The sequence below is a fragment of the Antarctobacter sp. genome, assembly GCF_965277915.1.
In the GTDB taxonomy this organism is placed as follows: domain Bacteria; phylum Pseudomonadota; class Alphaproteobacteria; order Rhodobacterales; family Rhodobacteraceae; genus Antarctobacter.
This window is the reverse complement of the sequence record NZ_OZ255849.1, coordinates 4710398-4735177: the sequence shown is the minus strand read 5'-3', so window position 1 is coordinate 4735177 and position 24780 is coordinate 4710398. Positions and strand designations below refer to the sequence as shown.

Genomic DNA, 24780 nt, shown 5'->3' with positions numbered 1-24780 from the left:
CAGACTGCGAGGAGAAGTCCTCACAGCCACTCCGGGATGGTATCGCGATTTATGATGTCGTCAAAGGTCGGCCTTGGGCGGATAACCGCGAATTGATCGCCGTGCACCAGCACCTCGGGCACCAATGGCCGGCTGTTGTATTCGCTGGCCATCACGGCACCATATGCCCCGGCCGAACGGAAAGCGACCAGATCGCCCGCCGCTACGGGCGGCATCAGGCGGCCCTTGGCAAAGGTGTCTCCGGTCTCGCAGACCGGGCCGACGATGTCATAAGGCGACAGCTCGGCCCCCGGCGCTGCCTCTTTTACAGGCACGATTTCGTGGTGCGCCTCGTACATGGCCGGGCGGATAAGGTCGTTCATCGCCGCATCGAGAATCAGGAAGTCCCGCCCCTCGCCATGCTTGACGTAGATGACCCCGCTGACCAGCAGCCCCGCGTTGCCGATGATCAGGCGGCCCGGCTCGATCTCGATTTCGCAGCCCAGGTGGCCCACGGTGCGCTGGATCAGCGCGCCGTAGTCGGTCGGCAGCGGCGGCGCCTCGTTCGAACGGGCATAGGGGATACCCAGACCGCCGCCCAGGTCCAGACGGGTGATGTCATGCCCGTCTGCGCGCAGCGCCTCGGTCAGTTCGGCGACCTTGGTATAGGCCTGCCCGAAGGGCTCCAGCTGGGTCAGCTGGCTGCCGATATGCACGTCGATGCCGACGACCTTCAGCCCCGGCAGGCGGGCCGCCTCGGCGTAGACCTCCCGCGCGCGGGCGATCGGGATGCCGAACTTGTTCTCCGACTTGCCGGTGGCGATCTTGGCGTGGGTCTTGGCGTCCACGTCCGGGTTGACCCGCAGCGTGATCGGCGCCTCGACCCCCATCGAGGCCGCCACCACGGAAATCACCCGCATCTCGGGCTCGCTCTCGACGTTGAATTGGCGGATGCCGCCCTCCAGCGCCGCGCGGATCTCTGCCCCCGTCTTGCCCACGCCGGAAAAGACGATCCGCTCGCCCGGGACACCCGCGGCCTTGGCACGCGCGTATTCCCCGCCCGAGACCACATCCATACCCGCGCCCTCGGCAGCCAGCGTCTTCAGGATCGCCTGGTTCGAGGCGGCCTTCATCGCGTAGCAGACAAGGTGCGGCCCCCAGTCCAGCGCCTCGTCGAACAGCCGGAAGTGGCGGACCAGCGTCGCGCTGGAGTAGAGATAAAACGGCGCGCCCACGGCGGCCGCGATCTCGGCCACCGGAACGTCCTCGGCATAGAGCTGCCCGTCGCGGTACAGAAAATGATCCATGTCCGCGCTTTAGCCGAGAGCGGGCAACGGGGCCAGCCCTCTCTTCGTGCCGGACCGAGCCATCTGGCGGTGCTCCCGGCTTCTTCTCTGCAAAAATACTCCGGGGGAGTCGACCAAAGGGAGACGGGGGCAGCGCCCCCTTCCGCGATTGCACATCCCCCGTAGGGCACTCTAATTTGCCGACCACATGTCAGAGGGAGCGAGACCATGCATCAGACCATCAAACCGGGCAACGTGGCGGTGATCACCGGCGGCGCCTCTGGCATCGGGCGCGAAATGGCACAGCGACTGGTCGGAATGGACATGCGCGTCTGCATCGCCGACCTGCGCGGTGAGACGCTGGAAAACGCCGTGACCGAGACCGGCGCCGCGCTTGGCATGGAAACCGATGTATCCGACATCATCCAGCTGCGCCGGCTCAAGGCCAAGGTCGAAGAAATGCTTGGGCCCGTCGATTTCCTGATGAACAATGCCGGCATCCAGCCGGGCAGTTCGATCTTCGATACGGAAGGCAATTGGGAGCAGATCCTCGGCGTGAATCTCTGGGGCATCATCCGGTCCAGCCAGGTTTTCGCGCCGGACATGGCCGCATCGGGCAATCCCGGCCTGATCGTGAACACCGGGTCGAAACAGGGGATCACCACGCCGCCGGGCGATCCGGCCTACAACGTGTCCAAGTCCGGGGTGAAGACATTCACCGAGGCACTGCAACACGAACTGCGCAACATGGAGGGCTGCCAGACCGAGGCGCGGCTGTTCATCCCCGGGTTCGTCTACACACCCCTGACCGCGCGCGGCCGGACGGAAAAGCCGGATGACGCGTGGACCCCGGAACAGGTGGTCGGGTTTCTGCTGGATGCGTTGCAGCGCGAGGATTTCTACATTCTTTGCCCCGACAACGACGTGGATCGCGCGACGGACGTCAAGCGGATCCTCTGGGCAGCGCAGGACATCACTGAAAATCGTGCGCCGCTGTCGCGCTGGCACCCCGACCACAAGGAGGCATTTGCCGCCTGGCTCAAGACCTGAGGGTGTCTGGCGGGGTTTCCCCACCGACCCTCAAACCGGCTTTGAGCGGAAATACAGGTAAAGCGGCAAGCCGCAGCTGACCCCGATGCAGAAGGTCGCCGGGATCGCCAGAAGTGCAGCCCAGTTGCGTCGGACCGAAACCTCGGCCAGCACCCAGATCGTCAGGACCACGGCGGTGATGGTCAGGTCCCAGGTCAGCCCCCGCGTGCTGTCGTTGACGAACCAGGCGTCGATCATGACCTGCAGATCCCAGCCATTCGCCGCCAGGAAAGACAGGAAGTAATACATCGGATGCACCGCGCCCCAAAGCGCCAGCGCCAGCCAGAGCCACCGCAGCATCAGCCTCTGATCCCGACCTCGGCCTTCCCAGTGATCGAGACGCCAACGGCCGGGGTCTTGCCCTCGGGCGTTTCCGGTTCACCATCTGCACCACAGGCGGCCAGGCCCACCAGCCCGAGGAATGCCAGAACTCTCATGCCAAACGCTCCTTCCAGACCGCGATCTGTTCGCGCACGCGTTGAGGGGCCGTTCCCCCATAGCTCATCCGGGACCGGACAGAGTTGTGCACGCCAAGGACATCATAGATCGAAGCGTCTATATTCCCATGCACGTCCTGCATTTCCTCCAATGACAGGTCGGGCAGGTCGCATCCCTTGGACTCGGCCTTGGCCACCAGGCTGCCGGTGACATGGTGCGCATCGCGGAACGGCAGGCCGGTTTCGCGCACCAGCCAATCGGCCAGGTCGGTCGCGGTCGAGAAGCCATGCGCCGCCGCCGCTTCCAGCGCGGAGGTGTTGGCGCTCATGTCGCGGACCATGCCCTCCATCGCGGCCAGCGCCAGCATCCAGTTGTCGGCGGCGTCGAAGACCTGTTCCTTGTCTTCCTGCATGTCCTTGGAATAGGCCAATGGCAGGCCCTTCATCACCATCATCAGCGCGACATTGGCGCCGAAGATCCGCCCGATCTTGGCGCGGATCAGTTCGGCCGCATCCGGGTTCTTTTTCTGCGGCATGATGCTGGACCCGGTGCTGAACCGGTCCGACAGGGTAACGAAACGGAACTGGGCAGAGGACCAGATCACCAGTTCTTCGGCAAAGCGGCTGAGGTGCATGGCGCTGATCGACGCCACGGAGAGGAACTCCAGCGCGAAATCCCGCGCCGAAACCGCATCCAGAGAGTTGCCCATCGGCCGGTCGAACCCCAGCGCCTCGGCCGTCATGTGCCGGTCGATCGGGAAACCGGTGCCAGCCAGCGCCGCAGCGCCAAGGGGCGATTCGTTCATCCGGGCGCGGGCATCGCGCACGCGGGACAGATCGCGCCCGAACATCTCGACATAGGCCATCATGTGGTGACCCCAGGTCACGGGTTGCGCCGTCTGCAGGTGGGTAAACCCGGGCATGACCCATTCCGCGCCCTGTTCCGCCTGCCCCAGCAGCGCCTGGATCAGGGCCAGCAACCCGGTTTCGGCGGCGTCCAGCTGATCGCGCACCCAAAGACGGAAATCCGTCGCCACCTGGTCATTCCGGCTTCGGCCCGTGTGCAAACGCCCGGCCGGTTCGCCGATCACCTCTTTCAGACGTGCCTCGACATTCATGTGAATGTCTTCCAGCGCGGTGGAAAAGGTGAAATCGCCGCTTTCGATCTCTGACAAGACCGTGAGCAAACCTTCCCGGATCGCCTTTGCATCGCTATCAGTGATGATGCCCTGGGCCGCAAGCATGGCGGCATGGGCTCGCGAACCGGCGATGTCCTGCGCCGCCAGCCGCTTGTCGAAGCCGATGGAGGCGTTAATTGCTTCCATGATGGCGTCGGGCCCGGCGGCAAAGCGGCCGCCCCACATCTGGTTCGAGGTCTTGTCAGACATGCACTGTCCTTCGGAGGTCTTATGATACGTCTCACGCTTGCGGCTCTGTATACCGCTGCACTGATGCTTGCAAATCCGGGCTTTGCCGATGTCGAGGCCGCCAAGGCGGCGGCAGGGGGCGACATGCGCAAGCTGGTGTTCCATTCCGCGCCCAGGGACTCGGGCGATGTTGACTTCATGACCTTCGACGAACAACCGCTGAACCTGTCCGACTGGCAGGGAAAATGGGTCCTGGTTAACTTCTGGGCGACCTGGTGCGCGCCCTGCCGCAAGGAAATGCCCATGCTCTCGGCCCTGCAAGAGGACCTTGGCGGCGAGACTTTCGAGGTCGTGACCATCGCCACCTCGCGCAATCCCCCCGCCAAGATGAAGGCGTTCTTTGACGAGATCGGGGTCGACAACCTGCCGCTGCATCGTGATCCGCGTTCCATGCTGGCGCGCCAGATGGGGGTGCTGGGCCTGCCGGTCACAGTGATCCTGAACCCGGACGGGCAAGAGATCGCGCGACTGACCGGCGATGCGGACTGGGCCTCGGACGAGGCACGCGCGGTGCTGGACGCCTTGATCGGCGGCGGAGAGGGTTGAACGGCTCTTGCCCGCGTAACGCCCAGCAAGGAGAAGCCCCGTCCAGCGGCTGCTGAACGGGGTTATCGGAGAGAGAGAGAGAGAGAGAGAATTCTGGTCGGGCCTAAAGCCTCGTGCCGGTCGGGGGCCGTTTGACCATTGCCCGACCGGCCTGCAGTGCGGGTTCCCGCGCCGGGCGGGACTGCAGTGCCAAGGCCACAAGGCCCATCAGGCAAAAGACAAAAAACGTCATCGTCACGTCGTTTCGCTCCAGGTCGTCGGCCCCCACCGACAAGATTGAAAATGGGCAAAACCGGGGCGGCGAGCAACTCATTCTGCCCATTTTCAGCAAAGAGCCCCCAAAAAACGTGACAATCCGCCCGTGATAACGGCGTTGTTTCCCGAACTCGTGCAAATTTCGCCACATTCCGCCCATCCCACCAGGCTTGCCCCACTCGAATCGAGATTGGCCCGGGAACAATTGCGACGGGACGGAAATTCTCCATGTCGGCTACTTGGGCGGCTCCTTCTATCGTCCTGCGGGGACGCAGAACCACGAGGGCGTTCCGTTGCGCATCCCCTTGCACCGGTCACGATCACGGGCAAAGTGACAGGTTTCCGACAGGTCTGGCTTTCCAGACTTGCGCCGAGCGGCGCTATTTTCGATTGCTGTCATCAGCCTGTTGCAGCGATGCCGATTTATTGTGCACATACTTGTAACGGGTTCGTGAGGCCCCATATGCTAAGTATACCGTAGTATACAAATTTTCGGATTAGGCATGTTCGATCTTCTTCTGTCGGACGGGATGTTCCCGTTCACCCTCGCCCTTTCATTGCTCTTCGGCCTTCTGGCGCTTGAAGTGCTCTTTGGCTTGCTGGGCGGCACATTGCTGGGGGCCGGCGCCGACGGGCTGGACGTCGACGGGCCGGACCTTGATGTCGACATGCCCGATCTGGGCGATCTGGACATAGACCTGGGCCTCGACGGCACCGACATCGACATCGCCGACCTAGAACTGGCAGAGCCGGACCTCGACACACCCGACCTCGACGTAGAGATGCCCGATGGCGCCCCCGACGGCGCGGACAGCGTTGCCGCCTGGCTGGGCTTTGGCAAGATGCCTGCGCTGATCTGGCTGGCGGCCATCCTGCTGGCCTTCGGATTGACGGGTCTCGTGATCCAGACCCTCGCAAACAGCCTTTTTGGCGGTCCTCTCCCATCGTGGCTGGTGGCCCTGCCTGCCGGTGCGGCGGCGATCTGGTTTGCCCGCCAGTTTGGCGCGCTCTTTGCCCGCCTTCTGCCCAAGATGGAGACAGAGGCCCTGTCCGAACGCCACCTTGGCCGGCGCACCGGCATCGTGACCCAAGGCACCGCCGCCCGGGGCCGCCCGGCAGAGGTCAAGGTCACCGACCGTTACGGCAATTTCCACTACCTGCGCGCCGAGCCGCTGCGCGACGACGCGACGATCCCGCAGGGGACAGAGGTCATGGTGCTGCGCCACCGCTATGAGAAAGGCTACCTGCTGGTCGCACTTTCCTGATTTATTTCCAACCTTCAGGGGACAAAAATGGACAACATACTACCCATTGCCATTATCGTCGTGGCCGCGCTGGCCTTCATCGTATTGATCATGCTGGTGCTGGCGCGCCTCTACCGCCGCGCCACGCGCGAGGTCAGCCTGGTCAAGACCGGCGCCGGCGGCAAGAAGGTCATCATGGACGGCGGTGTCATCGTCATCCCGCTGTTCCACGAGGTCAGCCCCGTCAACATGAAGACCCTGAGGCTGGAGGTGCAGCGCAACGGCGAGGCCGCGCTGATCACCCAGGATCGGATGCGTGTCGACGTGGGCGTGGAATTCTACGTCTCTGTCATGCCCACCGAAGAGGGCATCGCCCGCGCCGCCCAGACGCTGGGCGACCGCACCTTCGACATCAGCCAGCTGCGCGAGATGATCGAGGGCAAGCTCATCGACGCCCTGCGTGCCGTGGCCGCACAGATGACGATGGACAGCCTGCATGAAAACCGCGCCGATTTCGTGCAGGAGGTGCAGAACACCGTCTCCGAGGATCTGACCAAGAACGGGCTGTCGCTGGAATCGGTCTCGCTCACCGCGCTGGACCAGACGCCGTTCGAGGCGCTGGACGAAAACAACGCCTTCAACGCCGTCGGGATGCGCCGCCTCGCCGAAGTGATTTCGACCTCGCGCAAGGAACGCGCCAACATCGAGGCCGAGGCCGACGTTGCCGTCCGCCGGGCCGAGATGGAGGCCGCGCGCCACAAGCTGTCGATCGAACAGGACGAGGAACAGGCCCGCATCGAACAGATGCAGCGCATCGAAACGATGAAGGCCGCACAGGAAGCCGAGATCGCCGCCCGCACCGAGGATTCCAAGCGTGAAACCGAACGCTCGCGGATCGCGCGTGAAGAAGCCGTCCGCACTTCGGAAATCGCCCGTGAACGCAAGATCCGCGAGGCCGAGATCACCAAGGAACGCGAACTGGAGGTCGCCGAACAGGAACGCCAGATCATCATCGCGCAGAAATCCGAGGAAGAGAGCCGCGCCCGCGCCAGCGCCGACCTTGCCCGCGCCGAGGCGACCAAGGCGATGGAGGCGGTGACCACCGCCAAGGAAGTGGCCGAGGCCGAACGTCTCAAGCAGATCGCCCTGATCGAGGCCGCACGCGAAGCCGAGCGCGAAGCCACCGCCATCCGGCTTGCGGCCCAGGCGGAAAAGGACGCTGCCGCCGACCGCGCCGAAGCCCGCCGCGAAGAGGCGCAGGCCGAGGCCGACGCGATCACCACCACCGCCGAGGCCCGCAAGCTGGACATGCTGGCCCAGGCCGAGGGCACGCGCGCCTTGAACGACGCCGAGAACGCGCTGTCGGATGCGCTGGTGGCGATGAAGGTCGACCTTGCCCGCATCGAAGCCCTGCCGAAGGTGCTGGCCGAGGCCGTCAAGCCGGCCGAAAAGATCGACTCGATCCGCATCCACCAGGTCTCGGGCCTGAATGGCGCAAACGGCGGCGGCGACGGCACGGGCGCCGACAATGGCAAGGCTCCGGTCAACCAGGCGCTCGATTCCATCATGGGCATGGCCGTGCAGATGCCCGCGCTGAAAAAACTGGGCGAGGAACTGGGCATGACGATGGATGGAACCATCGACGGCTTGACGGGCGGCAGATCGGCAACACCGATCACCGCCGAGGCCGCAGAGCCTGCCCAGGACGACGCCGCCCCGAAAACCCCGGAAGAGCCGCGCCACTGACCGAAATCAGGCAACGCCCCGGCAACAGGGCGTTGCCATTCCCTGCAAGGCTTTATCGGCAGTAGGCGCCGTTGCCGTGCCGCCGGGTGTCAAAGTGGAAATGGTCCTCGTGGTAACCGTCCGATCCCGGGCCAAGGACCGTCCCGAAGACCCCGCAAGCGTCCTTGTGCATCCTCCGCAAAGCCCGGCCCTTGCGGCCCCGGCCCCAGTCATCCTCGACCGTGATCGCGGACCCGTCCTCGAGCAGGACCGCCGAAATATCAATTGCCTTGCCGCGACCATGTTCGGAAATCGGCGCGCCGGGCTGGTGGTTGCGGGTCCGGCAGGAATAATGCGCCGCCACCTTCAACCCGGCCAGACCGCCGCCGCGCCGCCCGACCGCCGGCTTGGCGGTTTCGCGCACCCAGACCTCCAGCGCCCGCGCCGTGGGACAATCGATCAGCGCCGGCTGGCTCAGCCGGACGTCGCCCACCGATTGCAGACGCACCGCGTCCTCGATACCGCAGCCGTTCAGCTTGCCCGGAACCGCGCCCACGACCTCTCCCTGTAGGGAGGGATCGCCGCACAAACCGCGCCCGTCACTGCTGGCAAAGGCACTGCCCAAGGCGCCGCGCACCCCGTCCAGCCCGTTGCCGACACGTTCGCGCACACCGCAGGATCCAAGGAGCGCAAGACAGCAAAGCCCGAGGGTCAGTCGTTTCACCGTTCCACCTTCACGCGGCCAAAGTCCGGTTTATCAGTATCCTGACCGGCCTCCAGAATGCCACGGCGGATGGCCCGGGTATGGGTGAAATAGGCGTGAAGCTGCTCACCGTCACCGGTGCGGATGGCCCGCTGCAGGGCCATCAATTCCTCGGTAAAGCGGCCCAGGATCTCGATCGTGGCGTCCTTGTTGGTCAGGAAAACGTCGCGCCACATGGTCGGATCGCTGGCGGCAATCCGGGTGAAATCGCGGAAACCGGCGGCCGAGAACTTGATGACCTCCTGGTCCGATACGCGGCGCAGGTCATCGGCCACACCCACCATCGTGTAGGCGATCAGGTGCGGAATATGGCTGACCACGGCGCAGACGAGATCGTGGTGCTCGGCGTCCATCACCTCGGTGTTGGCCCCCAGCGCCTGCCAATAGCTCTGCATCCGCTCGACTTCTGCCGGATTACTGCCCTCGACCGGAACGATCAGGCACCAGCGGTTGTCGAACAGCGTTGAAAACCCGGCCTCCGGCCCGGAATGTTCGGTTCCGGCCATCGGGTGACAGGGCACGAAATGCACGCCCTCGGGGATATGCGGGCCGACTTCATCGATCACCGTACGCTTGACCGAGCCCACGTCGATCACCGTGGCGCCCGGTTTAAGGTGCGGGGCGATATCTTCGGTCACGCGGCCCATGACACCCACCGGGGTTGCCAACACCACCAGATCCGCATCCCGGACCGCATCGACGAGGTTGTCGCAGACCTCGTCGCACAATCCGATGCGGCGCGCGGTCTCTCTCGTTTCCGCCGATCGGGCATATCCGGTCACATGCGACGCCACGCCGCCGCGCTTCATGGCCCAATGCATCGACGAGGCGATCAACCCCAGGCCGATCAGCGCCACGCGTTCATAGATCACCGTCATCGCACACCTGCCTTGAACAGCCCGATGTTATGCGCCACCTGCCGGCACGAGGGCTCGTCCCCCACGGTGATCCGCAGGCAGTTTGGCAGGTTGTAGCCGCCCACGCGCCGCACGATCAGCCCCTGGCTTTGCAGGTACAGATCGCAGGCCTCAGCCTCGGCCTGATCGGCAAAGCGCGCCAGCACGAAATTGGCGGTCGAGGTGTCGCTGGGCACGCCGTGTTCGGCCAGTGCCTCTGCCAGCCATGTGCGCAGGCGGGTGTTCTCGGACCTGCATTTCTCGACATAGGCGGTGTCGCGCACAGCCGCCTCTGCTGCCGCCAATGCGGTGCCGGACAGGTTGAACGGCCCGCGAACACGGTTCAGGACGTCGATGACCTCTCGAGGGCCATAGCCCCAACCGACGCGCAGCCCACCCAGCCCGTAGAGTTTCGAAAAGGTCCGTGTCATCACCACGTTGTCGCGGTGCTCCACCAGCTTGGCGCCGCCATCGTACCCGTCAACGTATTCCGCGTAGGCACCATCCAGCACCAGCAGGCATTCCTCTGGCAGACCTTCGGCCAGGCGTTCGATCTCGGCCATGCCGATCATCGTGCCGGTCGGGTTGTTGGGGTTGGCAATGAAGACCAGTCGCGTCTTGTCGGTGCAGCCGGCAAGGATCGCGTCCACATCCGTCACCCGCTCGCATTCCTTGACCTCGACCGGGGTCGCTCCCGCCGCCAGCGCGCTGATGCGGTACATGGCAAAGCCGTGTTCGGTATAGACGACCTCGGTACCCGGGCCGGAATAGGCCTGGCAGAGAAAGGTGATGATCTCGTCGCTTCCCACGCCGCAGATCACCCGGTCGGGGTCGACATCGTGCATCTCGCCGATCGCCTCGCGCAGGCTGCGGTGGTCGGTGGACGGATAGCGATGCAGCTCATGCACGGACCGCTTGACGGCCTCCTGCGCGGCAGGGCTTGGCCCGAACGGGTTCTCGTTCGAGCTGAGCTTGACCACGTTGGTCACGCCTTCGACGTGGGCTTTGCCACCCACGTATAGCGCGATGTCCATGATCCCGGGCTGCGGCTTGATCGCTGTCATTCTCACCTCCAAAAGCCCCCCGTGCATAGCGCCGCGCCCCTGCTTAGAAAAGGCACAAACGGGTTCCATTCCACGCCCCGCAGGATACGATGCCGTCAAAAGTTTTTACGGATCCAATTCATGCGGACTCTGTTTGCCATATTCGTCGCCCTGAACGCGCTTCTGGTCGTTCTCCTTCTGATCTATTTCGGCGCCTTTGCCCCGCGCATCGCGCTGCATGTCCTGTCCGATCCGGCGAACCGCGCCCTTGAACCCGCGTTGCTGGACTGGGCCGAGGACAACAATGCCGAACTGAGTTTCACCTATCGCGATTCCGTCGAGATCGCGCGCGACCTGTCCGACGGGGCGGTCGGCGAATTCGATGCCGTCTGGCCATCGGATTCGCTGTGGCTGACGCTTGGCAAGAACGGGACAGACGTCCGCCTTGCCGCGGCGGTCCATCATTCTCCGGTTGTGCTTGCCCTGCGAAACTCGACGGCCAGCGCGATGGGTTGGACCGGACGAGACGACCTGACCCTCCAAGAGATCCGGGAGGCCGCGGGTGCTGGCAAGTTTCGCCTGGCCATGCCCTCGGCCACGCAGTCCGGCACGGGCGTCGCGACCTATCTGGGGATGTGGCACAGCCTCTCGGGCACAGGAGACGCGTTGACGGCAGAGCACCTGGCCGATGAGACCCTGCGCGACGACATGCGCGCGCTGCTGGACCAGATGAGCCGAACCTCCGGCGGGTCGGGCCCACTGACAGAGACGCTTGTGGCGAATGTCGACGCCTTCGACGCGCTGTTCGCAAGCGAGGCGCAGGTCATCACTGCCAACCGGCAACTGGCGGCCAAGGGGGTCGAGCCGCTGCAGGTGTTCTACCTGCCCGGCGCCCAGCCGGTGCTGGAGGCTCCGCTTGGCCTGTTGACCGAGGGCGACGAGGACAAGCAGGACAAGTTCCTAGAGCTTCAAACCTTTCTGGGGTCACAAGAGGCGCGGATCCTTTTGTCCGGTTTCGGCTGGCGCGCCGGGTCGGTGGCCGAAGCACCGACCGAGGCACCTGACACCGTGGATACCTCGATCTGGAACCCGGACTGGGGCATCGACCCCGCCCGTAGCCTCACGCCCATGCCGCGGCCCGAAGCGCCCGTGATCACCGAGGCGCTCGCGCTCTACGACAAGGAACTGCGCAAACCCTCGTTGACGGTCTGGGTGCTGGATGTCTCCGACGCCATGAGCGGCCAGCCCATCGCCGACCTGAAAGAAGCGTTGACCGGGCTGCTGCAGCCCAGCCCAAAGGACGTGAATATCGTCATTCCCTACAACCACAACATTCTTGATCCGATGGTGATGGAAGGGGAAGATGCGGCAGCCGTCCAGTCCGCCCTGCGCCAGTTCAGCGACCTTCAGGCCACGGGCGGCATGGACATGTACTACGCCGTGTACGAGGCATTCGAGGCAATGACCCCCTATGCCGTGGACGGTGAGATCACCGGCTATCGGCCAAGAATCGTGGTGCTGGCCGCCGGGCCATCCGACACGGAAAGCCGCATCTCGCTGCTGGCCTATCGCGACCAGACCGCCTTTACTAGGAATGTCCCGATCCAGGTCGTCGCCTTCGCTGATGCGGACGCAGGGCAGCTTGCCGAACTCTCGAACATCTCATCGGGGCGCCTGTTCCGGGTCGAGGGCGACCTGCAGCGCGCCTTGAGTCAGGCCGGCGGACTGTGAACAGTCCCTGTCAGACGACGACTTCCATCGCTTCCTGATCGCCCACGCCAAAGACCCGCTTGTAGCGCGCGATTTCATTCGCCGGGCCCATCGCCTTGTTGGGGTTGTCCGACAGTTTCACCGTCGGCCTGCCATCCGCGCTGACCGCCTTGCAGACCAGGCTGAAGGGCGACAGCCGGTCGTCCTCGACCAGTCCACGGAAATCATTGGTCAAAAGGGTGCCCCAGCCAAAGGACACGCGGACCCGCCCGGTGAATTGCCGGTAGAGTTCCAGGATCTTGGTCTCATCCAGCCCGTCCGAGAAGATGATGAGCTTGCTGCGCGGATCCTCGCCCCGGCTTTTCCACCAGTCGATGGCCACCTCGGCGCCCGCAACCGGATCGCCGCTGTCGATGCGGATGCCTGTCCAGCCCGCCAGCCAGTCGGGCGCGCGTTTCAGGAACCCCTCGGTTCCGTAGGTGTCCGGCAAGATGATCCGCAGGTTCCCTTCGTGTTCCTCGTGCCAGTCGGCCAGCACGTCGTAGGGCGCCCGCGCCAATTCGGCGTCGTCACCGGCCAGGGCCGCATAGACCATCGGCAGTTCATGCGCGTTGGTGCCGATTGCCTCCAGATCGCGGTTCTTGGCGATCAGGCAATTGGAGGTGCCCACGAAACTGGGCCCCAGCCCCTCCAACATGGCCTGTACGCACCAGTCCTGCCAAAGGAAGGAATGCCGCCGCCGGGTGCCGAAATCGGCGATGCGCAGTTCCGGCACCTGACGCAGGTGCTCGACCTTCTGCCACAGCTTTGTCATCGCCCGCGCATATAGCACCTGAAGCTCGAACCGCCCCATGTCGTGCAGCACGGCGCGTCCGCGCAGTTCCATCAGCACCGCCAGCGCGGGAATTTCCCACAGCATGACCTCGGGCCATTTGCCTTCGAAGGTCAGCTCGTACTGATCGCCCACCCGTTCCAGGTGGTAGGGCGGCAGGCGCAGGTTTTCGAACCAGTCCATGAACTCGGGCGTGAACATCTGGCGCTTGCCGTAGAAGGTGTTGCCGCGCATCCAGGTGCTTTCGCCCCGTGTCAGGCTGAGCGACCGGATATGATCCAGCTGTTCGCGCAGTTCGCCCTCGTCGATCAGTTCCGCCAGCGGCACCTGGGTGGACCGGTTGATCAGCGAGAATGTCACCTGGGTGTCGCGCTTGTTGCGGAACACCGACTGGCACATCAGCAGTTTGTAGAAATCCGTATCGATCAGGGAGCGGACGATCGGATCGATCTTCCACTTGTGATTCCAGACCCGTGTGGCGATGTCGACCATGCCCGTCCTCCGTCGCGTCAGCGCTCAGGGTAAATCCGATGCGGCGGCCTCACGCAAGCGTGACACCCGCCTCTTTCATCCCGCCCAGCGCCGCCGCCAGCGATCCGTCAAGGTCGATGCCCCGGCACAGATCCTGCCGCACGGTCACGGCAAATCCCAGTTTCGCGGCATCCACGGCAGAGAAATTCACGCAGAAATCCGTCGCCAGCCCGACCATCGTCAGCCTGTCGATGCCCCGCGTGCGCAGGTAGCCCTCCAGCCCCGTGGGGGTCTGGTGGTCGTTCTCGAAAAAGGCCGAATAGCTGTCGATCGCGGGACGAAAGCCCTTGCGGATGATCAGGTCGGCGCGGTCCACCTCCAGCTCGGTGTGGAAATTGGCACCGGGCGACCCCTGGATGCAGTGATCGGGCCACAGGACCTGCGGTCCATAGGGCATCTCGACCATGTCAAAGGGCGCCTTGCCCTCATGCGTCGAGGCAAAAGAAGAATGCCCGGCCGGGTGCCAATCCTGCGTCAGCACCACGGCGTCGAACTCGGCCATCAGCGCGTTGATCGGCTGCACGATCTCGTCTCCGCGCTCTACCGCCAATGCCCCGCCGGGGCAGAAATCGTTCTGAACGTCGATCACGATCAGGGCGTGCATGGGCCATCTCCCGTTTGCGTCTTGGCGCAGCATAGGCAGCGCGTTCGGGAATTGCCATGCCGCGCGGGCACTGGTAGGCGTGGCGCCCTTCCGGACAGGAGATTCTGACATGGCACGGCTTGGCGTGGATTTCGGCACGTCCAACACGGGGGCCGCCGTCATGGCGGGTGGACGCCCCTACGCGATCCCGCTGGAACCCGGCGAACAAACGCTGCCCACGGCGATCTTTGTCGATTTCGCGGAACGGAAAAACCTTTATGGCAGCCGCGCCGCCCGCGCGATGATGGACGGCGCCGAAGGCCGGTTCATGCGCGCGCTGAAAAGCATCCTGGGCACGCCGCTGGCGCGCGAGCCCCGCCGCGTGCTGAACGAACGCCTGACCCTGATCGAGGTCATCGCGCGCTTTCTGTCCGAGATCCGCGACCGCGCCGAGGCGCATACCGGCATGTCTTTCGACACGGCCCTGTCCGGCCGCCCGGTGCACTTCCACTCGGCCTCGACCGAGCGTGACGCGCAGGCGCTGGCCGACCTGACCGAGGCCTACCACCTTGCCGGGTTCAAGTCCGTCGATTTCCTGGCGGAACCCGAGGCCGCGGCCCATGCGGTGGACGGCACGGGGCGGATGCTGATCGTCGACATCGGCGGCGGCACCTCGGATTTCACGCTTTGCGAGCACGGCGGCGGGCAGACCCGCGTTCTGGCCAGCGGCGGCATCCGGCTGGGTGGGACGGATTTCGACAAGGCGCTGAGCCTTGGACACGTCATGCCCCTGCTGGGCTACGGTGCCCAGATCGGTGCCGAGCTGGGCAGCGCCACCCATACCGCGCCGCGAGCGCTGTTCCATGACCTCGCCAGCTGGGAAAAGATACCCTTTGTCTACGATGCCGGGCAGTTGCGCGAAGTGCAGAAATGGATCCGCCTTGCGCCGGAACCGCGCTGTTTCGAACGGTTGGCCGACGTGCTGGAATCCCACCTTGGCCATGACATCGCCTATGCGGTCGAGGCCGGAAAGATCGCGGCCAATGGCGCCGAGGCGGGCGAAATCGCACTGGGTGTGGTCGAACGCGGGCTTTCCGTAACGCTGAAGACCGAGGCACTGACCGCCGCCCTGACCGGCTACGGCGAAGAGATCGCCAACTGTGCCCTCGACACCCTGCGCATGGCGGGTTGCGCGCCGGACAAGGTCGACCAGGTGGTCTATGTCGGTGGCTCCAGCCTGCTGCGCGCCGTCCGTCACGCCATGTCACGCGCTCTGCCGAATGCACGGCCTGTCGACAGCGAAGTTTTCACCGCTGTTGTGCACGGCCTCGCCATTGCGGCAGAATAGCCGCTGGACGCCCCTTCGCCGCCTGCGTATCGAAATCCCATGTTCACTGTCTGCGCCCTCTATCACTTCACCCGCTTCGACAATCCTGCCGCGCTGCGTGATCCGTTGATGGACCTCTGCCGCGCGCAAAGGATCACCGGCACGCTGCTGCTGGCCCACGAGGGGATCAACGGCACCATCGCCGGACCCGAGGCGGGGATCGAAGCGGTGCTGGCCCATATCCGCGCGCTGCCCGGCTGCGCCGACCTGGAATGGAAACTGTCCACCGCCGCCGAGCGTCCCTTTGCCCGCATGAAGGTGCGGCTGAAGAAAGAGATCGTCACGATGGGTCAGCCCGACGTCGATCCCCGCGCGCGTGTCGGCCACTATGTCGAACCTACCGAGTGGAACGAGCTGATCCGGTCGCCGGATGTTGCCGTGATCGACACGCGCAACGATTACGAGGTGGCCATAGGCACCTTCGAGGGCGCCGTGGACCCGCAAACCGACAGCTTTCGCGACTTCCCCGCCTGGTGGGAAGCCAACAAGGATCGCTTTCACAACAAGCGGATCGCCATGTTCTGCACCGGCGGCATCCGCTGCGAGAAATCCACGAACTATCTACTGAGCCAGGGCATCGAGGACGTCTATCACCTCAAGGGCGGGATCCTGAAATACCTCGAGGAGGTCCCGGAGGACGACAGCACATGGCAAGGCGCCTGTTTCGTCTTCGACGGGCGGGTGTCGGTCGAACACGGGCTGCGCGAGGGTCCGCATGACCTGTGCCATGCCTGCCGCCGCCCGATTTTGCCCGCCGACCGCGCGCGCCCCGAATATGAACACGGCGTCTCTTGTCATCTCTGCATCGACGAGACTTCGGACGAGGACAAGACCCGGTTCCGCGAGCGTCAGAAACAGATTGCCCTGGCAAGGGCGCGCGGCGAGCGGCACCTGCACGCGGACATCACCGACGAGGATTGACCGGGCTGGGAACTCCTCCGCCACGCTGCTAGCTTCCCCGCGACGGGGAGGACACAGATGACAGATCCGATTTCCAGCCATGTGCTCAGCGATGGCGACACGCAGGTCACGGTGCTTTCGATGGGCTGCGCGGTACAGGACTGGCAGGTGGCCGGGCGCCGCGTTGTCTTGGGCTATGACGATCCCGAGGCTTACCGCGAAAACCCCACGTCGATGGGTATGGTCGTGGGCCGGGTCGCGAACCGCACGGCAGAGGGGAGCTTTGCCCTCGATGGCGAGACCTGGCAGTTGGACGTTGGCAATGGTCCGCATCATCTGCACGGCGGGCCGATGGGCCTGGGCAAGCGGAACTGGCAGATGGAGCCGGAAGGCCCGCGCGCGGTGCGCCTGAGCCTGCATTCGCCGCACCTTGACCAAGGCTATCCCGGCGCCGTCGATTTCGAGGTCCGCCTGTCGCTGGAGGGGGCAACCCTGACCTGGGACATGACGGCGGTGCCCGACCGGGTTACCCCGGTGAACCTGGCCCAGCATCTCTATTTCAACCTGATGGGGTCGGGCACGGTGCGCGACCATACCCTGCGGCTTGCGGCCTCGACCTATACCCCGACCGGTCCCGACCTGATCCCCACCGGAAAGCAACCGGCCGTCAATGGCACCCGGTTTGACTATCGAAAGCCAAGGCGGATCGACGAAGCCGATCCTGACGGCGAGGGCTATGACCTGAACTTTGCGCTGGATGAAACCGAGGGACCGGCGGCGGAACTGCTGTCGCCCGACGGGATGCGCCTGCGGCTCTGGACGGATCAACCGGGGCTGCAGGTCTACACCTGCGGCTTCCTCGAACCGTATGCCTCGCCCTGGCCGGGGGTGGAACACGGGAATTTCGCCGGCATCTGCCTGGAGGCACAGGCGTTTCCGAATGCGCTCAACACGCCGGGCTTCGGTTCGATCCTGGTGTCACCGGACAAGCCTTATCGACAGGTAACACGGATCGAGATCTCCCGGGGCTGACTCGCGGGCACGGGATCGACTGCCCGACGGACCCCCGGCTGCCCTTTTGTCCTCTAGACCTGCGGCTTGGGCCGCATGGAACGGCGGCCGGGTTCGGCTTGCGGCCAGCCGAGCTTTGCTGCGACTTCCCGCATGCCGGTGTCGCCACCGCCCGCCAACGGCTCACCTGCCCTTCGACCGGCCCTCATCGCGCCAGCCATGATCAGCCACTGCTTCACCAACCTTTGCCACATTAACCTTAACCGTGTTAACCTTAATGCCGCCTAAAAGTATCCGCGAACCAGGCTTCCGGCGAGCAGCGCCCAACCATCCGCCAAAACAAAGAAGGCCAGCTTGAAAGGCAGCGACACGATGGCTGGCGGCACCATCATCATGCCCATCGACATCAAAACGGCGGCAACGACGAGGTCGATGATCAGGAACGGCAGGAAGATCAGGAAGCCCACCTGGAATGCCCGCGCCACCTCGGAGAGCATGAAACTTGGCACCAGAACGGACAGGGGCGCCTCGGGCGAAAGGGCGGTCTCGACCGCGTCCGGGCGAAGGTCGGCCATTGCACGATAGGTGTCTGGATCGGCGCGGCCTGCCATGAAGTCGCGGAAGGGTTCAATGGCCAGAACCGCGGCCTCCTCGACCTCTATCTGTTCCTCCAGCAAGGGCTGGACGCCCGTTTCCCAAGCCTCGTTGAAGACAGGTTCCATCACGAAATAGGTCAGGAACAGCGCCAGGCTGACGATCAGCATGTTGGGAGGCGATTGCTGCAGACCCACGGCCTGACGCAGGATCGCGAGGACCGTTACCATGAAGGGAAAGCAGGTCACCATGATGGCAAGGCCCGGCGCCAGGCTCAGCAGGGTGATCAGTGCGATCAGCTGGATCGACGTGGCCGTGACCGACCCGCCATCGCCCATGTCGATTGCGATGGACTGGGCGCTGGCCATGCCCGGCAACAACAGCCAAAGCGCCAGCACCGGCAGGAGGATACGCATCGCTCAGGCCGGCGACTGAAGGTCGACCACTTCGGTGATGCGAACCGCCAAATGGCCGGATCCATCACCGTCGACGACCTCAAGCACGCCGATGGCGATCAGCTTTTCCCCGACATAGAGTTCGACCGGATCGTCGAGCTGCTTGTCCAGCGTCAGAACGGAGCCTTCGTTCAGTTGCAGGAGTTCGCGCACCAGCGGGCGCGCGCGGCCCACGGAAACCGTGATCTCGATCGGGACCGAGGTAAAGGGCGTGCCCTGATCGCTGCGGGCGGCGGTCTGCGCGCTATCCATGTTTCATTTTCCTCTGGTTGTCATGTGCAAAACCCGCGACGGCCTCGGACAGCGAGGCGGCAAGATCGCTCAGGTCGATCTGGCGTTCGGTTGCGCCAAAACGGATGTCGGCCTGTTCCTCGGCCAGCGAATCGTCCGGGCTCAGGCGGATAGGAAACCCGAAGTCCTGATCGAGCAGCGGCTTGACCGCCTCGACCCGATCCGGGTGCACCGCGATCTCGACATCCATCCTGCCAATCTCGAGGCTCATGGCTTGCAGTTGCTGGACGATATGATGGCCCAGTGTCTGCCGGGCCATTTCCGGCAAAAGCGAGCGTACCATCTCGTCCAGCAGCGGCGTCACCGCGTTCATGACCTGGGTATAGGCCTCATGATACGTGAAACTCAGGTCCTGCAGGTGCTGGCCTAGTGCGCTGGATATCCGCGTGCGATCGTCGGACTGCGCCTTGACCGAATCGTCCCAGCCAGCGCGATACCCTTTCTCGAAAGCTTCGAGTTTCTGCCCTTCGATCTCGGCTTCGGTGATCCGCGGTTCGGTTGATTCCTGCGGCGCGGCGGGCGCTGCCGCCTTGGCCTTGGCGCCGAAATCCTCAAGAAGCTCCGCAATCGCGCTCATGTCGCGTCTTCCTTGTCTTCCTCAAGCCAGCTACGCAGGATCTCGACGGTTTCCGTCTTGCGCGCCTCGATCAGGTTGCGCAGGCGCTCCACGGGATCCTCTTCGGCGGGGGCATCGAAATCGACCATGCCCATGGAGCTGAAATCCGGGCCGTCCGCCAACACGGGCAGGTTGTCGAAACTGTCGTTGGTTTCGATCTCGCCTTCCAGTGCCTCGCCTTCGGCGGGGAGGCCGGGAGCGGGCAACGCCCCGGCGCTGGCCGTCACCGTCTCACCCCGCGACAGGATGGGACGCAAAACAAAAAGGCCGAGGATCAGAGCCACCACCGCAAGAACCCCCATCTGGATCAGCCGCATCATGTCGAGAGATCCCGAGAACAGGCCGGGTTCCAGCGGGCCGGTGCCCAGCCCGTCCGGCCGTTCGAAAGGCATCGACCGCAGGGTGATCTGGTCGCCGCGTTCCTCGTCGAAACCAACGGCCGAGGCTACGAGGTCACGCAGCGCTTCCAGCTCGGTGTCGGGAAGGGGAACAAATGTCTGGGTGCCGTCGGCCGCCGGTTCAAAACTGCCGTTGACCAAGACAGCGACGGTCAACCGCTTGATCGCGCCAGGCTGGCGGGTGATCTCGCGGGTGGTTTCGGAGATCTCGTAGTTGATTCGCTCCCGCGTTTCGGACTTGGCCGTGGTCGACTGGTCCGGTCCGCCCCCGGCGCCGCCATCGGGCAGGTTCGACGCCACGGTGACATCGCCTCCCCCGCCCAGGTTTTCCGACTTGTCGGTGCGCTCCTCGGTATCGGTCGAGACGATCACGCGGCCGTCGGGATCGAAACTGTGCTGACGGATCAGTTCCAGTTCCGTGACCGTATCCACGCTGACCTCGACCACAGCGTTGCCGGATCCGACGCGGGCCTCCATCAGGCGCTGGACGCGATCGCGCAGCATGGCGGCCTTGTCATCTGCGGTCACGCCGCCGCCGGTCTTGTCCTCGGCGCCGATCAGCCCACCCTTGCCGTCGATCACCGCAACATTTTCAGGAACCAGGCCAGGAACGGCCGAGGCGACAAGGAATTTCAGCGCCCGCGCCTGCGCCGCGTTCAGCACCGCGCCGGTCGTCGTCACGGAAATCGAGGCCGTGGGCGTCACGTCACGCTGAAAGGGATTCGCGCTGGAGTTGGCGATATGGACGCGGGCGCTTGCAATCTGGGGGTTCGAGACGATCGTGCGCGCCAATTCACCCTCTTTGGCGCGCCAGTAGGCGGCGTCGAACATCTGGCTGGTGGTCCCGAAACCGGATAGCCCGTCCAGCAACTCGTAACCTTGGCCGCTATTTGCCGGCAGTCCTTCGCTGGCAAGAGTGAGTCGCAGCGCATCGCGCTCTGCCTCGGGGACGAAAATCGCCCCGGCGCGCACGTCATACTGAACCCCGCGGGCCTCCAGCGCCTTGACGACGTCACCCGCAGCATCGTTTTCCAGACCCGCATAAAGCAGGGCCATGTTGGGCGCCGACGCCAGACGCGTCAGGCCGAGAACCGCCAGCATCACCACCACCGTGGCACCAATGACGATCATGCGTTGACGCCCGGCAAGGGCATTCCAGCTCGACAGTACCTGATTCAAGACCGACCTCCGCTCCAAACATTCTGTTCGGTTGTGCCGAGGTTGACCTATTCGCCTTAACAATCAGTTAGCCCCTTTTCGTTACAACGGGCCCATCGCCGACGAAGAGGTAAAGAATGTCTGACGCCACCGTTGATGGAGACGAGATTGCCGGCAAGAAGCCGTCAAAACTGCCGCTGATCATTGGCCTGGTGCTTGCGCTTGTTGGCGGCGGTGGCGGGTTTTACGCGGTGCAGTCGGGTCTGCTTGGCCTCGGCGGAGGCAAGGCGGCAGTTGCACATGCCCCGGCGGATCACGGCGAACCGCATGTGGCAACAAAGGCCTTGCCCGACGTCAGTTTCATCGAAGTGCCGCCGGTGCTGATTTCGCTGGGCCCAAACGCCCATGCGAGCCACCTGCGATTTCGCGCCAGCCTCGAGGTGCCGTCGGAATACAAGAGCGAGGTCGAAAAGATCCTGCCGCGCATCCAGAACGTGCTCAACAGCTATCTCCGCGCGCTCGAAGCGCAGGACATCGAGGCGCAGGGCGCCCTTGTACGGCTGCGCGGCCAGATGCTGCGCCGAATCAAGCTGGTGGCCGGCGAAGGCCGGGTGCGCGACCTCCTCGTGCTTGAATTTGTCCTGAATTGAGGGAGATGGGAATGGAAGCAATTGCAGATATCCTGCTGGTGGCGGGTGCGTTGGGCGCCGGTTTCTACTGTTTTATCCTGGCGCGGCGGCTGTCGCGCTTTACAGACTTGGAAAACGGCGTCGGTGGCGCCGTCGCGGTGCTGTCGGCGCAGGTCGACGACCTGACCAGGACCCTGGGCAATGCCCAGAAAAGCGCCGGCGAATCGAACAAGTCGCTGGGCGAACTGACCGACCGGGCCGAGGACGTCGCCCGCCGCCTGGAACTGCTGGTGGCCTCGATGCATGACCTGCCGCAGAACAGCGCACCGCCACAGCAGGACGCCAAGGATCCGGTTTTCCTGCGTCACTCGCGCAACTGAACGCGCATCGCCACGCAACACGAGGATTGAACATGGCCAAAGCCAAGGTTTCCGCGCGCCCCGGCGCCGCAAGATCCGCGCGCAAGACGCCCAAGCGCAAGCCGCGCGGCGCTCTGGCGGCGATCTGCGCCCTGCTGGTGACATCCGGCCTGTTGCGGCTGGCCGTGGGCGCAAGCGAGGCATTGGCCCGCGAAGGCGACACAGGGCCGAAACCCCAACTAGAGGCGGCCCTTGCGGCAGATGTGGCCAAGGCCAGGCCCGCCGCCGGTCAACCCGCTCCGCGCGTGGTGGCAGAGGCCGACATCAAGCCTCTGCTGGAGGCGCTGGATGCGCGCGAGTCCCGACTGCGCAAGCGCGAATCGGCTATTGACGTGCGCATGCAGGCGCTGGCCGTCGCCGAAGCGGAAATCGAACGCAAGATGCAAGCCCTGGCAGCGGCCGAGGCCAGCCTGAAACAGACGCTCGCTCTGGCAAGGACCGCTGCCTCGGACGATGTCGAAAAGCTGACCGACGTCTACGCCAACATGAAACCCAAGCAGGCCGCCGCCCTCTTCGAGGAGATGGACCCCCAGTTCGCCGCAGGTTTCCTTGCCCGAATGCGCCCCGATGCCGCCGCCGCGATCATGGCCGGGATGACCCCGCAGTCCGCCTATCTGGTGAGCGTGGTCCTGGCCGGGCGCAACGCGGATGTTCCCAAGGAATGACCCGCGAAGGAGCGATTTACCGCGTGTGCGTGCCACGAGAAGTGCAGGTGCACGGCAACGTGACACCCCCTGGGCGCTCGCGGGATTGCTTTTCGGACCGTCTTGGGCCAAATACCATGCCGCACTCCGGATAAATTCGCAGAGGCTGCCATGTTGAACCGCCGTACTTTCCTTGCCGCCTCGGCCACCGCCGCGGCATTCCCGTTGCCCGCGCTCGCCTATTCGGTGGACACGAAATTCAAGCCGCAGGTCGTCTCGATCAAGCCGGACCTGGCTCCCGGGCAGATCCTGATCCTGTCCAAGGCACATTTCCTTTATTTGGTCGAGGCACCGGGACAGGCGCGTCGCTATGGTGTCGGACTTGGCACCGCGGGGCAGGCGATTTCGGGCACCTACGACGTCGGCGGCAAGAAGAAGTGGCCGACGTGGCGTCCGACCGACGCGATGATCAAGCGCAACCCGAGCGCCTATGAAAAGTTTATCGACAACGACTATGTCCAGCCCGGTGGCCCCGGCAACCCACTGGGCGCTCGCGCACTGTATCTGTATCGCAACGGGCGTTACACCTTCAACGCGATCCACGGCACGACGGCCCCCCGGTCGATCGGGCGCTCGGTCTCAAACGGCTGCGTCCGGATGATCAATGACCATGTGATCGACCTCTACGAACGCGTTCAACCCGGCGCCAAAGTCACCGTTCTGTGACGCAGAAGAGCGCGCAGGCATCCGGGCGCTTCGATCTGATCGTTCTTGGGGCCGGACCCGCCGGGTCCGCCGCTGCCATGAACGCAGTTCGGGCCGGTCTGCGCGTCGCCATGGTCGACAAGGCGCGATTCCCTCGGAACAAACTGTGCGGCGGCGGCCTGACCGGCCGCGCCATAGCCCGCTATGGCCGGACCTTTGGCGGGACGTTGCCGCCTGTTCCGCTCGAGCGGCGGGACAGGTTCACCTTTCATGCTTTCGGTCAGCCACTTGGCGACAGCCGTGATGCCCCGCCCTTGTACCTGGGCATGCGATACGAGTTGGATGCAGCCCTGGTCGAACAGGCGCTTGCGGCCGGCGTGGTGGACTTCACCGGGCAGAGCGGCAGGCTGGATCCCGATGGTCCGGCCGTGGATCTGCCCGGCGGCCGGATCGAGGCCCCGCTGCTGATCGCCGCTGACGGTGTCAACAGCAACACCGCGAGGACACTCTTTGGCACCGCCTTCGACAGGGCCCGGATCGGGTTTGCGCTGGAGGTCGAGCACCCCGGCGCCGATCCCGACCGCCCGCTGCGTATCGATTTCGGCGCCGCGGACTGGGGCTATGGCTGGCAGTTCCCCAAGCCGCTGGGCACCACCGTGGGCCTCGGCGGCGTGTTGTCCCGCAACACTGACATGAAATCCGCGCTGTACCGCTATCTAGACCAGCTCGGCCTGCCGGACACGCTGCCGGTCAAAGGGCAGTTTCTGCCCTTTGGCGATTTCCGAACCGTTCCGGGCAAGGGGCGCATCCTGCTGGCAGGGGATGCCGCCGGACTTGTGGATCCAATCACCGGCGAGGGCATTGCCCACGCGCTGGACAGCGGCGCCCGTGCGGCGGAGGCCGCGCGGCGCGCGCTTGAACAGGGAACGCCGGACAGTGCCTTGGCCGCTTATACAAGAGCGTTGCGCCCGATCCATCGCGGATTGCGTCATGCCCGGCTGTTGCGCAACCTGATGTTCCGCGAAACGCTGCGCCCTGCCTTCATCCGCAGTTTCCGCGGCTCTCGCACCCTGCGCGGCGAATACCTGCGCATGATGGCCGGAGAGACGGACTATGGCCCCCTGATGCAGAAAATGGCCGCGAGGCTGCCGGGCTTTGCCTGGCGCGCTGTCAGCGGAACATGAAGAATCTTAACGATTAAGCCCTGCACCGGGCATCGGGTCTTAA

General features: G+C 64.5%; 26 protein-coding genes. 13 read left to right on the top strand and 13 right to left on the bottom strand.

Annotation, left to right across the window (positions count from 1 at the left end):
• Window positions 1-20 precede the first annotated feature (20 nt).
• Window positions 21-1286: a diaminopimelate decarboxylase gene (gene lysA / locus ACQY5B_RS24020; RefSeq protein WP_420327001.1), complete on the bottom strand. Its 1266-nt coding sequence runs from the start codon at window positions 1284-1286 to the stop codon at window positions 21-23.
• Between the two features lie 207 nt (window positions 1287-1493).
• Between lysA and ACQY5B_RS24015 the strand changes: the two genes are divergently transcribed.
• A complete protein-coding gene (locus ACQY5B_RS24015) occupies window positions 1494-2315 on the top strand; it encodes an SDR family NAD(P)-dependent oxidoreductase (RefSeq protein ID WP_420327002.1) in 822 nt (273 codons plus the stop codon).
• 30 nt (window positions 2316-2345) lie between these two features.
• Here the strand turns inward: ACQY5B_RS24015 and ACQY5B_RS24010 are convergent, their stop codons facing one another.
• Genes ACQY5B_RS24010 through argH form a run of 3 tightly spaced genes read right to left on the bottom strand, consistent with a single transcriptional unit; the run spans window position 2346 to window position 4179 of the window.
• Window positions 2346-2654, bottom strand: coding sequence for a DUF2834 domain-containing protein (locus ACQY5B_RS24010; protein WP_420327003.1), 309 nt, complete (start codon window positions 2652-2654; stop codon window positions 2346-2348).
• Window positions 2654-2791, bottom strand: coding sequence for an argininosuccinate lyase (locus ACQY5B_RS24005; protein ID WP_420327004.1), 138 nt, complete (start codon window positions 2789-2791; stop codon window positions 2654-2656). The genes ACQY5B_RS24010 and ACQY5B_RS24005 overlap by 1 nt, the downstream gene beginning before the upstream one ends.
• Window positions 2788-4179, bottom strand: a complete 1392-nt coding sequence (argH, locus tag ACQY5B_RS24000) for an argininosuccinate lyase (RefSeq protein WP_420327005.1) — start codon at window positions 4177-4179, stop codon at window positions 2788-2790. Before argH ends, ACQY5B_RS24005 begins: the two co-directional genes overlap by 4 nt.
• Before the next feature lie 21 nt (window positions 4180-4200).
• Here argH and ACQY5B_RS23995 point away from each other — a divergent pair, with 21 nt between their 5' ends.
• The 3 genes from ACQY5B_RS23995 (at window position 4201) to ACQY5B_RS23985 (ending at window position 8009) form a co-directional block, all read left to right on the top strand.
• Window positions 4201-4764, top strand: coding sequence for a TlpA family protein disulfide reductase (locus tag ACQY5B_RS23995; protein WP_420327006.1), 564 nt, complete (start codon window positions 4201-4203; stop codon window positions 4762-4764).
• Window positions 4765-5522: 758 nt separating this feature from the next.
• Window positions 5523-6284 (top strand): OB-fold-containig protein, encoded by a 762-nt coding sequence (locus ACQY5B_RS23990; protein ID WP_420327007.1) that lies wholly within the window; start codon window positions 5523-5525, stop codon window positions 6282-6284.
• A gap of 27 nt (window positions 6285-6311) precedes the next feature.
• Complete coding sequence (locus tag ACQY5B_RS23985; protein WP_420327008.1) at window positions 6312-8009, top strand: flotillin family protein; 1698 nt, start codon at window positions 6312-6314, stop codon at window positions 8007-8009.
• Between the two features lie 52 nt (window positions 8010-8061).
• On the opposite strand, the gene ACQY5B_RS23980 is transcribed toward ACQY5B_RS23985, so the two are convergent.
• Genes ACQY5B_RS23980 through hisC form a run of 3 tightly spaced genes read right to left on the bottom strand, consistent with a single transcriptional unit; the run spans window position 8062 to window position 10711 of the window.
• Window positions 8062-8712 carry an extensin-like domain-containing protein gene (locus ACQY5B_RS23980; protein WP_305969732.1) on the bottom strand — a complete coding sequence of 217 codons (651 nt, stop codon included), beginning with the start codon at window positions 8710-8712 and terminating at the stop codon, window positions 8062-8064.
• Window positions 8709-9629 (bottom strand): prephenate/arogenate dehydrogenase family protein, encoded by a 921-nt coding sequence (locus ACQY5B_RS23975; RefSeq protein ID WP_420327009.1) that lies wholly within the window; start codon window positions 9627-9629, stop codon window positions 8709-8711. Before ACQY5B_RS23975 ends, ACQY5B_RS23980 begins: the two co-directional genes overlap by 4 nt.
• Window positions 9626-10711: a histidinol-phosphate transaminase gene (hisC, locus tag ACQY5B_RS23970; RefSeq protein WP_420327010.1), complete on the bottom strand. Its 1086-nt coding sequence runs from the start codon at window positions 10709-10711 to the stop codon at window positions 9626-9628. Before hisC ends, ACQY5B_RS23975 begins: the two co-directional genes overlap by 4 nt.
• Before the next feature lie 120 nt (window positions 10712-10831).
• Here hisC and ACQY5B_RS23965 point away from each other — a divergent pair, with 120 nt between their 5' ends.
• Entirely contained in the window at window positions 10832-12421 is a 1590-nt protein-coding gene (locus ACQY5B_RS23965; protein WP_420327011.1) for a substrate-binding domain-containing protein, read from the top strand.
• A gap of 10 nt (window positions 12422-12431) precedes the next feature.
• On the opposite strand, the gene pncB is transcribed toward ACQY5B_RS23965, so the two are convergent.
• Together pncB and pncA are read right to left on the bottom strand one after the other, a co-directional pair.
• On the bottom strand, window positions 12432-13724 hold the full coding sequence (gene pncB / locus ACQY5B_RS23960; protein WP_305969728.1) for a nicotinate phosphoribosyltransferase: 1293 nt from the start codon (window positions 13722-13724) through the stop codon (window positions 12432-12434).
• A gap of 49 nt (window positions 13725-13773) precedes the next feature.
• Window positions 13774-14367, bottom strand: a complete 594-nt coding sequence (gene pncA, locus ACQY5B_RS23955; protein WP_420327012.1) for a bifunctional nicotinamidase/pyrazinamidase — start codon at window positions 14365-14367, stop codon at window positions 13774-13776.
• 109 nt (window positions 14368-14476) lie between these two features.
• Between pncA and ACQY5B_RS23950 the strand changes: the two genes are divergently transcribed.
• The 3 genes from ACQY5B_RS23950 to ACQY5B_RS23940 are packed head-to-tail and all read left to right on the top strand — an operon-like array spanning window position 14477 to window position 17665.
• Window positions 14477-15694 (top strand): Hsp70 family protein, encoded by a 1218-nt coding sequence (locus tag ACQY5B_RS23950; RefSeq protein ID WP_420327013.1) that lies wholly within the window; start codon window positions 14477-14479, stop codon window positions 15692-15694.
• A 39-nt stretch (window positions 15695-15733) separates the two neighbouring features.
• Window positions 15734-16654: an oxygen-dependent tRNA uridine(34) hydroxylase TrhO gene (trhO, locus tag ACQY5B_RS23945; protein WP_420327014.1), complete on the top strand. Its 921-nt coding sequence runs from the start codon at window positions 15734-15736 to the stop codon at window positions 16652-16654.
• Window positions 16655-16711: 57 nt separating this feature from the next.
• The gene (locus tag ACQY5B_RS23940) at window positions 16712-17665 is read left to right on the top strand and encodes an aldose epimerase family protein (RefSeq protein WP_420327015.1); all 954 of its coding nucleotides are present in this window, start codon (window positions 16712-16714) and stop codon (window positions 17663-17665) included.
• Window positions 17666-17928: 263 nt separating this feature from the next.
• Here the strand turns inward: ACQY5B_RS23940 and fliP are convergent, their stop codons facing one another.
• Genes fliP through fliF form a run of 4 tightly spaced genes read right to left on the bottom strand, consistent with a single transcriptional unit; the run spans window position 17929 to window position 21177 of the window.
• On the bottom strand, window positions 17929-18654 hold the full coding sequence (gene fliP / locus ACQY5B_RS23935; protein ID WP_420327016.1) for a flagellar type III secretion system pore protein FliP: 726 nt from the start codon (window positions 18652-18654) through the stop codon (window positions 17929-17931).
• A gap of 3 nt (window positions 18655-18657) precedes the next feature.
• Window positions 18658-18945, bottom strand: coding sequence for a FliM/FliN family flagellar motor switch protein (locus ACQY5B_RS23930; RefSeq protein WP_420327017.1), 288 nt, complete (start codon window positions 18943-18945; stop codon window positions 18658-18660).
• The gene (locus tag ACQY5B_RS23925) at window positions 18938-19561 is read right to left on the bottom strand and encodes a FliH/SctL family protein (RefSeq protein WP_420327018.1); all 624 of its coding nucleotides are present in this window, start codon (window positions 19559-19561) and stop codon (window positions 18938-18940) included. The genes ACQY5B_RS23930 and ACQY5B_RS23925 overlap by 8 nt, the downstream gene beginning before the upstream one ends.
• On the bottom strand, window positions 19558-21177 hold the full coding sequence (gene fliF, locus ACQY5B_RS23920) for a flagellar basal-body MS-ring/collar protein FliF (RefSeq protein ID WP_420327019.1): 1620 nt from the start codon (window positions 21175-21177) through the stop codon (window positions 19558-19560). The genes ACQY5B_RS23925 and fliF overlap by 4 nt, the downstream gene beginning before the upstream one ends.
• A gap of 116 nt (window positions 21178-21293) precedes the next feature.
• Here fliF and ACQY5B_RS23915 point away from each other — a divergent pair, with 116 nt between their 5' ends.
• The 5 genes from ACQY5B_RS23915 (at window position 21294) to ACQY5B_RS23895 (ending at window position 24737) form a co-directional block, all read left to right on the top strand.
• Window positions 21294-21806 carry a flagellar basal body-associated FliL family protein gene (locus ACQY5B_RS23915; protein WP_420327020.1) on the top strand — a complete coding sequence of 171 codons (513 nt, stop codon included), beginning with the start codon at window positions 21294-21296 and terminating at the stop codon, window positions 21804-21806.
• Between the two features lie 11 nt (window positions 21807-21817).
• Window positions 21818-22165 carry a hypothetical protein gene (locus ACQY5B_RS23910; RefSeq protein ID WP_219512169.1) on the top strand — a complete coding sequence of 116 codons (348 nt, stop codon included), beginning with the start codon at window positions 21818-21820 and terminating at the stop codon, window positions 22163-22165.
• Between the two features lie 32 nt (window positions 22166-22197).
• Window positions 22198-22869, top strand: coding sequence for a MotE family protein (locus tag ACQY5B_RS23905; protein ID WP_420327021.1), 672 nt, complete (start codon window positions 22198-22200; stop codon window positions 22867-22869).
• Window positions 22870-23019: 150 nt separating this feature from the next.
• Entirely contained in the window at window positions 23020-23574 is a 555-nt protein-coding gene (locus ACQY5B_RS23900) for a L,D-transpeptidase (protein ID WP_420327022.1), read from the top strand.
• Between the two features lie 77 nt (window positions 23575-23651).
• A complete protein-coding gene (locus tag ACQY5B_RS23895; RefSeq protein WP_428400313.1) occupies window positions 23652-24737 on the top strand; it encodes a geranylgeranyl reductase family protein in 1086 nt (361 codons plus the stop codon).
• Window positions 24738-24780 lie beyond the last annotated feature (43 nt).